The organism is Mammaliicoccus fleurettii, from assembly GCF_003970575.1.
GTDB classification, from domain to species: Bacteria; Bacillota; Bacilli; order Staphylococcales; family Staphylococcaceae; genus Mammaliicoccus; species Mammaliicoccus fleurettii.
On sequence record NZ_RXWZ01000037.1, the window covers coordinates 1 to 13118 of the forward strand.

Here is a 13118-nt window from a genome sequence, read left to right on the forward strand (position 1 = left end):
AGGTAAATACATTATCATTATTAAAGGGTTTACTAGTAATCCTATAACTACGATACATAAATGATAAATCCATGAACTCCATTTATATTTAATTGATTTTTTCTCTCTTATCATTGTTTTTACATATAAGATTGTTCCAAAGAAATACATAAAGCTCAATATAAATACAGGTAACCAAGCATTAATATTAGATAATGCTGTATTTAGTAATACACTTATTACGCCAAACAAACAAAAGATAATGACAGCTATTAAATCATTTGTAAATGCTCTCTCGTTTTTCTTTTTAGCGAAAAATGCATTGATTAACGATAATGGAATCATTAATAAAAATATCCAAAATGTTTCAAATTTATAAAGTACTATAGGTATAAATGATATAAGTACTATTATTCCAAATAAACTCGCTGTATAGATGTAGCCAATTTCTTTTTTTCTTTTCTTTAAATAGAAAAACACTTGATCACTCATGAAATAAGCTGCTAATACGCCCAAATATAAAAATATATGTAAAAATGTAAAACCGCTTACTGCTATACCGAATGCGATGGGCAATATAATCATTGACCAAACGCCATGTTGATTTGGTTTCTTAAATTTAAACAAAAAAAACACCTCCACACATTTATTCTACTAAAAGATATATATGAAATACATCTTAATTCAAACAAATATGTGAAAGTTTTTTATATTATTTCATATCTCCAATTTTAACTTCATCAGGATCTCTAAATTGTCTTTCGTTTGTATGAAAACTATCAATTTCAGCTAAATCTTCTTCAGTTAATTCAAAGTTAAATACATCAAAGTTTTCTATAATTCTTTGGTCATTTTGTGATTTTGGAATAACGATTCTGCCTTGTTGTAAGTGCCATTTAATGATGACTTGTGCTGCAGTTTTATTATATTTGTCTGCTATTTCTTTCAATACTGGGTTATTGAGCCATTCTCCTCCTCTCATTAACGGACTCCACGCTGTAATTTTAATACCTTTACTTTCGCAATATGCTTGTAAATCCTTTTGATTAAATATTGGATGGAATTCTACTTGATTTACTGCAGGTACGATTTCTGTTTCGGCTAATAATTTTTCTAAGTGATGCTCTTTAAAATTACATACACCTATAGCTTTAATTTTGCCTTCTTTATACAATTGCTCCATCGCTTTGTATGTTTCAATGAACAATTCATCTTCTGGACACGGCCAATGAATTAAATACATATCTATATATGTTAGTTGTAACGATTCTAAAGAGTCATTAAAAGCTTTAATTGTTTCTTCATATCCTTGAAAATCATTCCATAATTTAGTCGTTATAAAAAGTTCTTCACGGTCTATATTAATTTCATTTAATGCTTGACCTAATGCTTTTTCGTTTTTATAGAACCAAGCAGTATCGATTGCTCTATAACCTGCTTCAATTGCCGTATTCAATACTCTCTCAACATCTGCTTCATCTATTTTATAAATACCTAATCCTAATTCTGGAATATTTACATCATTATTTAATTTGACCATTTTAATAACCCCTTTATTTAGATATCATTCGCTCTCTTTTTGGTTTATAGGAAAGTGACTGCGTTAGTTCTTCAAATTCTTCTTTTGTTAAATCTCTCCATTCACCATATTTAATTCCTTCAAGTTTAATATTCATAATTCGTATTCTTTTTAATTTTTTAACTTCATATCCTAAAGCCTCACACATACGTCTAATTTGACGATTTAATCCTTGTGTTAAAATAATTTTAAATGTTCTATCATTTAGTTGCTCTATTTTGGCTGGAAGCGTCTTCTGCTCTAATATTTCTACCCCTTCAGACATTTGTTTAACGAAATCTTTAGTGATTGGTTTATCTACTGAAACGACATATTCTTTTTCATGATTGTTCTCAGCACGTAATATTTCATTTACGATATCTCCATCACTCGTAAGCAACAGCAGCCCTTCAGAATCTTTATCAAGTCTACCAATATGAAAAATTCTTTCTTGATGATTCACATAGTCAACAACGTTACCTTTAATATGTCGTTCTGTAGTGGATGTAATACCACGAGGTTTATTTAATGCGATATAAACATAGCCTTTATCAATCGTTAAGATTTCATTATCGACCTTAACAATATCGAATTCTTCTACTTTTGATCCTAAGGTTGCCAACTCATCATTGATCTTTACACGATTAGCACTTATCCATTTATCTGCACCACGCCTTGAACAAACGCCTGCTTCACTTAAATATTTATTAATTCTCATACACATGTGTTCCTCTCTCAAACAATCTACTATGATTTCTATTTTACATGATGCGCATCGTTAAGACAAAAAAGACACGTTTGTATTTAATTAAAATAAGCAGTAGAAGTCCAATTATTATGGATTTCTACTGCTTGATAATTAAACTATTTTTTAATCTTCATCTTCTTCATCGTCATCAAAAATACTTCTACGTTCTTTCATGAATTCTTTGTGTAATGCTACCGTTTTAATTTGGTGATTCTCAACATCAATTACAACCCATTTGTCATATTCAGTGTCTACGTAATCATCTTTTTCAATTTCTGGTTTAAGTGCTTGTAACCATCCACCGATAGTATCTATATCATCTGAATCTTCAAATTCAATTCCGAACTTTTCTTCAAGTTCTGATAAAGTTACACGACCATTAATTTGGTAAGTATCTTCGCCAGTCTTAATGATGTCATTTACCTCATCATCATCAAATTCGTCTCGTATTTCCCCAACAATTTCTTCTAGAATATCTTCCATAGTAATGACACCAGCAGTGCCACCGTACTCATCGATTACTAATGCCATATGGACATGATCTTTCTGCATTTTCACTAATGCATCACTGATTCTCGTAACTTCGTGAATAAGTGGTAAATCATGTATATAGCTATTAATTTTAATTGAGTTACCAGAAGCATATTCTGTTAAAAATTCTTTAACGTTAATAAAGCCTTTAATATGGTCTTTATCGCCATCTTCAGAAATTGGATAACGTGTATAATGATGTTCGTTTATAATTTCTAATAATTCTTCGATATTAAATGGTTCAGTTAAAGTAACCATTTGCGTTCTAGGTACCATGATATCTTTGGCTAATCTTTCATCGAATGAGAAAATATTTTGCATATAAGCTAATTCTGTATGGTTAATTTCACCACTTTGATAGCTTTGAGTCATGATAAGCTTTAGTTCTTCTTCTGACATTGCCTGTTCTTCGTTAGTAGGTTGAATACCTATTGCTCTTACTAAAATACGTGCTGTTCCATTCATAGACCAAATTAAAGGTTTCATAACAACACCAAAGTAATATAGCGGTCTACCAAAAACTAGTGTTAATCTTTCTGCTTGTTGTAAAGCAACCGTTTTAGGCGCTAATTCACCAACTACAACATGAATAAATGTAACAATTAAGAAACTGATTACGATGGAAAAAGTTGTTGTTAATGCATCTGGTAAACTAAAGAAATCTAGTACTGGATGAATAAGTACTTCAAATGTTGGTTCACCAATCCAACCTAATCCAAGTGATGTAACTGTAATACCAAGTTGACATGCAGATAAATAATAATCTAGTTCTTTTACCATCTTGTGAACAATTTTAGCTGTTTTACTACCTTCAGATATCAACTGTTCAATTCTAGTCATACGTACTTTAACAAGTGCGAATTCAGATCCTACAAATACCATTGTAAATGCAATTAATATAAAGAATACAATAAAGTTCATTATGGTCGAAATTTCCAATTAGTTCCCTATTTCTAGGGATTCACCTCCAAATATTTTGCGGTGACACTATGGTCACCTTTTTATTACGTTTTTCTATAGGTTTTATAATAAAATATGAATTTAAAACTAAATCCTTCCCATTGAGTGTCACCTCCCCCGATATTAGCATATTATTTCCAGTATATCACAATTTAATCTCAATTTAAATAATCTATAAAAGAATAGGCTTTGCTAAATGCTTCATTATAAATTCAGAACTTATTTGGTTAAAAGCTTCAGGCTGATCAATATTACACACATGACCAGCTTCTTCTATTATTTCTAAAGAAAAATTTTCATTCTCTTTAACTAGTTTCTCAACTGGTGGCATAAATAAATAATCTTCCTCACCCATTATAAATAAAGTTGGAATGTCTCTCGTAGCAACTTGTAAATGGGCTAAATATGGATTCACTAGTTTTGTCAGCTTAACCCATTTAATAAAATGTTTTTGAGATACTTTTTTAGCTTCGTTCACAAACCTTAATCTTGATTCTTCATGTGCTTTTTTCGGCATAATAATGTAAGCAAAAAGTTTATAAAGTAACATGTAAGGTACAAAATTCATTATTGTACGTCCTACAGCAAGTAAAAATTTTGTTCTTAAATTCACATTTATAATGGCTCCACCTAACACTAAAGTTGAAATTCTTTCTGGATAAGATTCAGCCATTGCTTGACCAACTATTGTACCTAGACTCATACCAATAATATGAGTTTTATCAATTTTTAAATAATCTAATACATCTACAACTTCTTTCGCCAGATGTTTAAAAGAATCATTTTTCTTCCATTCTTTATTTGCAGATTTTCCATGGCCTCTCAAATCAACTAATAAAATATTAAAATGCTTTCTATAATATCTCATCTGCTTAAACCAAATCGAAGAACTACCACCTGCTCCATGTAATAATGTAACCCACTCTGATTCATTTGATTTTATTATCGTCTTGTAATATAACATTTTTCGCTCTTTCCTTATATTTACCATATTCTACTTAAATGAGAATATTTTAAATTAATCATATAAAATATTCCCTGAGAATTCAATTTTAAACACGTTATTTTAGTATCATACTTTTGACTGAGACGAATGTATTTGCATGTTTACAATACAAAATTATTTATAGACCACCTATATTCACACTAGTTGGGAGAAGTGTAAGCATGGGTATCTATATTCACACTAGTCAAAAGAAGTGTAAGCATAGGTATCTATATTCACACAAGTCAGAAGAAGTGTAAGCATGGGTATCTATATTCACACTAGTCGAAAGAAGTGTAAGCATGGGCATCTATATTCACACAAATCAGAAAAAGTGTAAGTATGGGCATCTATGTTCACACTAGTCAGAAGAAGTGTAAGCATAGGTATCTATATTCACACAAGTTGGAAGAAGTGTGAATGGTTCTTATAAAAAAAAGAGCAGAATTTCATTTTTACAATGAATTTCTGCTCTTTTTTGATTTTATTATTCTACTTCTTCAACCATTTCTAATTGTTCTTGAGTTAATTTTGGTTTAAGTAATCCGTACATTATGGCAGCTACTAATGCTCCAATTACTACTGCTAATAATGTTTGTAGTACGTGTCCAAAGTCAGTTGCAAATATTACAAATATTCCTCCGTGTGGTGCTTGAATACTTGAACCTAATCCTAAAGCAATTGCACCACCGATTCCTGAACCTACCATCATTGATGGTATTACACGTAATGGATCTGCTGCTGCGAATGGAATGGCACCTTCAGTTATAAAGGATAATCCCATTACATAGTTTGGAATGATTGAACCTTTTTGTGCTTTTGTAAATTTTCTTCTGAAGATAAGCATAGCTGTTGCGATAGCGATTGGTGGAATCATACCACCAACCATAGCTGCTGTTATCGCAGCTGCATTACCTTCTGTTAAGGCTGCTGTAGCAAATACATAAGCTGCTTTGTTAAATGGTCCACCCATATCAATTGCCATCATGGCACCTAATACTAAGCCAAGTAACACTATATTTGAGCCTGATAAATTGTTTAATCCATCTAATAATAAATTATTCAACCAAGATGTTGGTGGATTTATAACATACACCATTAATAGTCCAGTTAATGAAACTGATAAGATTGGATAAATTAAAGTTGGTTTTAAACCTTCAAACATTTGAGGTAGATTTTTAAATGCATATTTAACACCTTCAGTTAAATAACCTGCAAGGAAACCTGCAATAATACCACCTAAGAATCCTGAACCACCGGCTACTGCTAACATACCACCGACAAGACCAGATGCGAATCCTGGTTTATCAGCAATACTTCGAGCGATAAAACCAGCTAATATAGGTACAATTAATTGGAATGCACTTTCACTACCAATAGCCCATAAATTTGCAGCGAATTCATTGTATTGATCACTCTTAGGATCAAATGAATTCTCTCCAAATAAAAATACAATTGCCATTAATATACCACCAGAAATTACAAGTGGTAACATATTAGAAACACCATTCATTAAGTGTTTATAAATTGTTTTAGATACACTTTGCTTTTCATTGCTTGTAGAACTACTTTGTTTTCCACCTTTTGCAACAAATGGTTTACGTGAAGTATCTTGTGCCATATTTATAAGTTCTTCTGGTCGTTTAATACCATCAGCTACTGGAACTTGCACAACATTCTTACCATCGAAACGAGCTGTTTCAACATGTACATCTGCAGCTACAATAATACCTGAAGCTTTTTCAATTTCTTCGTCTGTTAAATGATTCTTAATACCACCTGAACCATTTGTTTCTACTTTAATAGGAACGCCCATTTTTTTAGCTTGATTTTTCAAAGAATCTGCAGCCATATAAGTATGTGCAATTCCTGTAGGACATGCAGTTACAGCTAGCACTAATCCTTCTTCTTGAGAAGCTGTTCCATTAGATGCAACAGCTGGTTCTTCTGATTGTTCGTCCGTTGCTTCGTCATCATGCTTGTTAATAATGTTTAATACTTCTTCTTCATTTTTCGCTTGTAATAATTCTGCTCTTACATCTTCGTCCATTAAAATTCCAGAAAGTTTTGCTAATGCATCTAAATGCGTTTGAGCACCACCTGCAGGAGCTGCAATCATAAAGAATAAGTGTGCTGGTTGCATATCTAAAGATTGATAATCAACACCATCAATCGATTTACCGAATGCAATAGCTGCTGATTGAACAGCATCTGTTTTTGCATGAGGAATTGCTATACCTTCACCAATACCAGTCGTACTTTGTGATTCTCTACTATGAATTGCTTCTTTAAAAGTAGCTTCGTCACTTAATTTACCTGCTTTATTTAACTGTGTAACAAGTTCATCTATTACTTGATCTTTACTAGTAGCTGATAAATCCATTGCTATCGTTTCTTTAGTCAATAGTTCAGTAATTCTCATTTTAATGACCTCCTTATTTTAAATATGTTTAATAACCACTTCTGAAGTTATTTTTTCTATATCTTGATATTCTGCTAAATCAGCATTGAAAGCTGTTGCCGTTCCACAACTTACTGCTAATTTAAAAGCTGATTCTATATCTTTACCTGTCTCTAATCCAGCTACCATACCTGCCACAGTGCTATCTCCAGACCCGACAGTATTGACCACTTGTCCATTTGGAACAATTGCTTTTAATTTTGTATTATTATCTACATAAATAGCACCTTCTCCACCAAGTGATACAATCACAGCTTGTGCACCTTCTTTTAATAATGACTGAGCACATTCTATAACTTCTTGGTCCGTATCTATTTGCTTATCAAATATTTCTTCTAATTCTGTCTTGTTAGGTTTCACAAATTTAGGTTTATAAGCAAGAATAGATTTCATTAAATCTTTTTCAGCGTCTACTATTAAATTTGCTCCGGTTTCTTTAAGTACCTCTGCAACTTCTTGGTAAACGGGTTTTTCAAGTGTACTCGGAACACTTCCAGCAATAATCACAGTATCTTCTGAATTTGTTCTTCTCATTTTAGTTAAAAACTGTTCATAATGTTCTGGTTCAATATTTGGTCCAGGTCCATTAATTTCTGTTTCCAGTCCAGATTTTAGCTTCACATTTATTCTAGTGTCATCTTGTACTTCTACGAAATCTGTTAGTATGTCTGATTTAGCGAGTGCATCTTTGATGAATTCTCCAGGGAACCCTCCAACAAATCCTGTAGCTGTGTTATTGACGTTTAACGTTTTAAGAACTCGAGATACATTAATCCCTTTACCACCAGCAAATTTATTTGTCTCATGCGCTCTGTTCAATTCACCAACTTCAAATTGATTAGTACACATCACATAATCAATTGATGGATTAAACGTAACTGTGTATATCATCATAATCCTCCATTAATATTATATTTTTCTTTAAATTGATCGAAATTACTTATAGTTTGAATTGCTTTTTCAGAAGTCAGTAGTTCTATTGATTTTTCATAAGTTACTACTGCAAACGAGACTTCATTAAATTTAGAATGATCAAGTAGAACATACACTTGTGATGCTAAGTGGATAGCCTTTTCTTTCATTTCAGATTCATTCGGATCTGGTGTTGATAATCCGTAGTGTAAATCAATTCCATTCATACCGATAAATGCTTTATCAAAACGATATCTTTCAAGTGATTTAACTGCATTTACGCCTATATTGGCAAATGTAGTTGATTTTACTTCTCCACCAGTCATATAAACTGGAATGCCTTTTTCTAATAATGGTCTCACATGTGTCAAACCATTTGTAACTACTATAATGTCTTGTTGTGTAATAAATGGAATCATTTCTAAAGTAGTTGTTCCAGCATCTAAGTAAATAGTATCTCCATCAGCAATAAGACTTGCTGCTAAACGAGCAATTTCTTGTTTTTCATCTTGAAATCGCAATTCCTTGTCGGTCATATTTCTTTCTTCATGACGCTTCGCAATTTGAGTAGCACCACCATGAACTCTTTTAAGTAAACCTCTTTGTTCAAGTTGCGATAAGTCTCTCCTAATCGTAGAAGTACTTGAATGCGTTAAATTAATAAGTTCTTGCAGTGTAACCGTTTCCCGTTGATTAATCTCATCTATAATTAATTGGTGTCTTTCAGTCGTTAACATACAATCTCCCCTGTTCAATTTTAAATAATAAAACGTTTTCATTAAAATGTCAATCACATTCAATCATAAACATTCAAAATCAATCAAAAATTTCTTTCAAATTTATAAGTTCAAATATTTTATACAGAAAAAGATTACTGTTATACTTCTTTAGTATATTTTTAGGAGGAAAAACATGAATAATTTAAAAGAAAAGCTATTTAAACTTATCGAAAATAAAGAAAGTGAAATGATTGAAATTAGAAGACATTTGCACCAGCATCCAGAATTATCATTTGAAGAAGTGCAAACTGCTGACTATATTAAATCATTTTATAAAGACAAAGACGTTAAAGTGACTCAACCTTTAGATGATGAATATGCAATCATCGTTGAAATAAATGGCGGACGCGAAGGACAAACAATTGGATTAAGAGCAGATTTCGATGCTTTACCAATCGAAGAAGAAACAGACGTTCCATTTAAATCAGAAAATGAAGGCGTTATGCACGCTTGTGGACATGATGTACATACAGCATATTTAATGGGACTTGCAGATGCATTAATTGAAAGTAAAGAAGAATTACCAGGCACAGTTAAAATAATTCACCAACACGCTGAGGAAAAACCTCCTGGTGGCGCTAAGGCAATAGTAGAATCAGGTGTACTAGATGATTTAGATGAAGTTTATGGTATTCATATTGTGCCAGTAGCTGGACCAGAATTTATTGGATATAATAAAGGACCATCTTTCTCAGGAAGTTCTACATTCAAATTGACTATCAATGGTTTAGGCGGTCATGCTGCCAGCCCACATAAAACACATGATGCTTTAATAGCAGGAACAAATTTTGTAAACGCTATTCAAACAATCGTATCAAGACGTATCGATCCTTTAGATATGGGTGTTGTTACAATCGGAGCATTTGAAGCACCTGGAGGCTATAACGTTATTCAAGATAGTGTCACAATTAAAGGTACAGCAAGATATTTAAATCCAGAACTAGAAGAAACAATGTATCAAGAAATTAAAAAAATTGCAGACAGCATAGCAGTAGGATTTGATATCGAATATGACCTAGATTATCAATATGGTTATCCAGTACTTTACAACCATATAGAACAAACAGAAAAAGTAGCTGAAATTTTATCAGAAAGCAAAGGAGATTACTTCCAACAATTAGTTGAAATCCCTCAAGTAACAGGATCAGAAGACTTTGCTTATTATTTACAAAAAATCCCTGGATCATTTTATATCGTAGGAAGCAAACCAGAAGGCGTAACCGAGCCATATATGAATCATCACCCTAAATTTGATGTGAATGAAGATTGCATGCTCGTAGCTGCCAAATCACTAGCTGAAATTACGTTAAATAGATTAGAAAATAAATAGCAGTAGATTTGTTGCTGAGGTCAGGAATTAATTACACTTCTTCTGAGTTGTGTGAACAAAGCTAATGAACAACATAATAAAAACTATTAAAAACAGGCTGAGACTTTAAAAAGTCCCAGCCTGTTTCGTTATATTGTGAGTAGCTAATCGATTTGCAGTTCTTAGGTTGCGCTTAGTGGCAGAATTCTGAATTGTGCTCCTTAGATACTACCTCTTACGGACATTTCTCGAAATTTTGTCCCTTACACTACCTCTAACCTCTATATAAAAAACTATAATATATCTTCTCCACGTGAAGCGACGTATATATCAAACCATTCTTGGTCAGTTAGTTGTAACTTAGTTGCTTTAACCGCTTCATCTACTCTATCTATTTTGCTTGATCCTACAATAGGCATTACGTTTGATGGTAATTTTAATAACCAACTATATACTACTGTACTAACACTCACATTATATTTGGAAGCTAATGGTTGTATAACCTCTAATATGCGTCTAGATTTTTCGTCGTTAGCATCAAATATTTTACCACCTGCTAATGGGCTCCACGCCATCACTTTAACGTCATGTTGAAGCATTCTATTTAATGTACAATCTTCTATATTTTCTAGTTGATATGGTGATACTTCTACTTGATTCACTGAGATATGTGACATTTCTTTTTTCAGACTTTCATTTAACAACTCATATTGATTACATTTAAAATTAGAAACGCCAAATGCTTTAATTTTACCTTGATCTACTAGATGCATTACTGCTCTTGTCATTTCATCTGGGTCCATTAATGGTGATGGACGATGTATAAGTAATGTATCTATATAGTCTGTTTTTAGATTTAATAGAGATTGATCAACCGATTCAATAATATGTTCATAACTTTGATCATATCGATGTCCTGTGTTTTTAGGTTTATTTTCATTCGGCAAAATAATGCCACATTTAGTAACAATTTCAAGTTTCTCTCTTAAATTCGGTGTTAGGGCTAGTGCATCACCAAATAAAGATTCACACGTATAGTTACCATAAATATCTGCATGGTCCATCGTCGTGATACCTCTATCTACAATTTCATGTAAAAAATCATTCAACTGCTGATTACTATATCCCCATTCATTTAATCTCCAAAATCCATGTACAATTCTTGAATAACTAACATGTTTATTTATACGAATACGTTCCATCCCATCATCTCCTATGAAAAATTCAACATATCTAATTTATTACGTAAATGCGCTTTATCTAGCTCTTCTCCTATTATGACAATAGTTAAAGGCATATTCATTATTTCTGGTTCGTATTGAGGAACCCCAAATGCATATTGAAATAAATAGGTTTGTTCTGGTTCTTCATCAAATTTAAGAAATCCCTTTATTCTAAGTATAGAATCAGGTAACTGTCTCAAAAACTGAATTAATAATTGCATATCTATTGGTCCACTAAATGTATAGTTCATTGACTGAATACCGTGATGATGACTATGTTTACCTTCAATAGATAACACTTCATTCACAGGTATTTCAATTCCATCTATATTCGAGTAATTCGTAAAGTGAAGTTTAGGTGGATGCTTAAAAGATAGCAAAGATTGTTCTAGTTCTTCTCTTTCATTTGCTGATAACGCATCAGATTTATTTATAACGACAATATGCGAATACAACATTTGTTCTTCCATTAAATGTTTCGTTTGTTTAGTATATCGTGTTCGTTCTAAGTATCTTTTACCATCCATCACGCCGATAATTGAGGGCATTTCAACTTTATCAATTAAAGTTGGATTTTGACATGCATCTACCACCTCAACAGGATGCGCAATTCCAGTAGCTTCAATTAATACTAAATCAGGATTCTCTTTATGATATAAATTATGTAAGACTACTTCAATATCATCTTTTAATGAACAACATATACAGCCATTTAATAAGCTTTGAGTAGAAACATCATCACCTAACAATTTACTATCGACATCAAAAGAACCAAATTCATTCATAATAATTGCGACTTTTTGTCCAGAATCTTTCGCTTTTAAAATCAACCTTTGAAGTAAACTTGTTTTACCACTTCCTAAAAATCCCGTCAAAATTGTAACAGCCATTTTGTTTTTATTTTCATTTCTTTGACTCATGTTCAAACCACCTTTCTGTAATTATATGATATAACCTAATAAACTACAAAGACTTCAAATTTATACGTTGTTCCACCTTATAATTAGTACATTTAATCCACATATTTTTAAACATATTTACAAACTAAATTTATTCATTATATAATGAATAGGAAGCTTATAAAAATATGAACCATTGTATTTGTAGTTTGGGGGAAAGATTATGGGGGATAATTTAAATATCCATAACCAATTGTGTTTTAATTTGTATAATGCACAGCGACAAGTCAATCGTTATTATTCAAACAAAATTTTCAAAGAGTACAACATTACTTATCCACAGTATTTAGTACTAACCGTTTTATGGGAAACCGAACCAGTCAATGTCAAAAAGCTAGTAACTGACTTAGCCTTAGATACAGGAACAGTATCCCCTCTATTAAAAAGAATGGAAAATTTAGACCTCATTAAACGTGAACGTTCTGAATTAGATCAAAGAGAAGTATTTGTTCATTTAACAGAGAAAAGCAAACAAATGAAACAACATTTACACCAAGCATCTCAACTTATTCAAGATGTATCTGAATTAAATGATGAAGAAACAAAGCAACTCAATAGCTTATTACAAAAATTGATAAATAATGTAGATAAAATTAATCATGAGAAATAGAAAACCCAGGACATAATGATATGCTCCCTGTTAAGTAAACACTTAAATAGTGAAAACTTAGCAGGGAGTTTTATTATGACTAGAAATATTAAAATAGATATCAA

Annotated in this window: 12 protein-coding genes; 2 read left to right on the forward strand and 10 right to left on the reverse strand. The window is 31.9% G+C overall.

Translation table 11 applies throughout. The annotated features are described in order from the left end of the window. The 8 genes from CD129_RS03050 to CD129_RS03085 form a co-directional block, all read right to left on the reverse strand. A partial coding sequence (locus tag CD129_RS03050; RefSeq protein WP_256681891.1) for a YwiC-like family protein occupies positions 1-615 on the reverse strand: 615 nt, incomplete at its 3' end. Between the two features lie 76 nt (positions 616-691). Next, positions 692-1519 (reverse strand): aldo/keto reductase, encoded by an 828-nt coding sequence (locus tag CD129_RS03055; protein ID WP_107509556.1) that lies wholly within the window; start codon positions 1517-1519, stop codon positions 692-694. A gap of 13 nt (positions 1520-1532) precedes the next feature. Continuing rightward, complete coding sequence (locus CD129_RS03060; protein WP_115337940.1) at positions 1533-2255, reverse strand: pseudouridine synthase; 723 nt, start codon at positions 2253-2255, stop codon at positions 1533-1535. A 153-nt stretch (positions 2256-2408) separates the two neighbouring features. Further along, on the reverse strand, positions 2409-3755 hold the full coding sequence (locus CD129_RS03065; RefSeq protein ID WP_115337726.1) for a hemolysin family protein: 1347 nt from the start codon (positions 3753-3755) through the stop codon (positions 2409-2411). Between the two features lie 193 nt (positions 3756-3948). Then, on the reverse strand, positions 3949-4740 hold the full coding sequence (locus CD129_RS03070; protein WP_115337727.1) for an alpha/beta fold hydrolase: 792 nt from the start codon (positions 4738-4740) through the stop codon (positions 3949-3951). A gap of 508 nt (positions 4741-5248) precedes the next feature. After that, positions 5249-7183, reverse strand: a complete 1935-nt coding sequence (locus CD129_RS03075; protein WP_107509558.1) for a PTS fructose transporter subunit IIABC — start codon at positions 7181-7183, stop codon at positions 5249-5251. 18 nt (positions 7184-7201) lie between these two features. Then, a complete protein-coding gene (gene pfkB / locus CD129_RS03080) occupies positions 7202-8113 on the reverse strand; it encodes a 1-phosphofructokinase (RefSeq protein WP_115337728.1) in 912 nt (303 codons plus the stop codon). Beyond that, positions 8113-8871: a DeoR/GlpR family DNA-binding transcription regulator gene (locus tag CD129_RS03085; protein WP_115337729.1), complete on the reverse strand. Its 759-nt coding sequence runs from the start codon at positions 8869-8871 to the stop codon at positions 8113-8115. Before CD129_RS03085 ends, pfkB begins: the two co-directional genes overlap by 1 nt. Before the next feature lie 175 nt (positions 8872-9046). Here CD129_RS03085 and CD129_RS03090 point away from each other — a divergent pair, with 175 nt between their 5' ends. Continuing rightward, positions 9047-10243 carry a M20 metallopeptidase family protein gene (locus CD129_RS03090; RefSeq protein WP_115337730.1) on the forward strand — a complete coding sequence of 399 codons (1197 nt, stop codon included), beginning with the start codon at positions 9047-9049 and terminating at the stop codon, positions 10241-10243. Positions 10244-10515: 272 nt separating this feature from the next. On the opposite strand, the gene CD129_RS03095 is transcribed toward CD129_RS03090, so the two are convergent. Together CD129_RS03095 and CD129_RS03100 are read right to left on the reverse strand one after the other, a co-directional pair. Then, positions 10516-11424 carry an aldo/keto reductase gene (locus tag CD129_RS03095; RefSeq protein WP_078357332.1) on the reverse strand — a complete coding sequence of 303 codons (909 nt, stop codon included), beginning with the start codon at positions 11422-11424 and terminating at the stop codon, positions 10516-10518. An 11-nt stretch (positions 11425-11435) separates the two neighbouring features. After that, on the reverse strand, positions 11436-12365 hold the full coding sequence (locus CD129_RS03100; protein WP_115337731.1) for a CobW family GTP-binding protein: 930 nt from the start codon (positions 12363-12365) through the stop codon (positions 11436-11438). A 202-nt stretch (positions 12366-12567) separates the two neighbouring features. Here CD129_RS03100 and CD129_RS03105 point away from each other — a divergent pair, with 202 nt between their 5' ends. Next, a complete protein-coding gene (locus tag CD129_RS03105) occupies positions 12568-13014 on the forward strand; it encodes a MarR family winged helix-turn-helix transcriptional regulator (RefSeq protein WP_107509562.1) in 447 nt (148 codons plus the stop codon). The last annotated feature ends 104 nt before the right edge of the window (positions 13015-13118 follow it).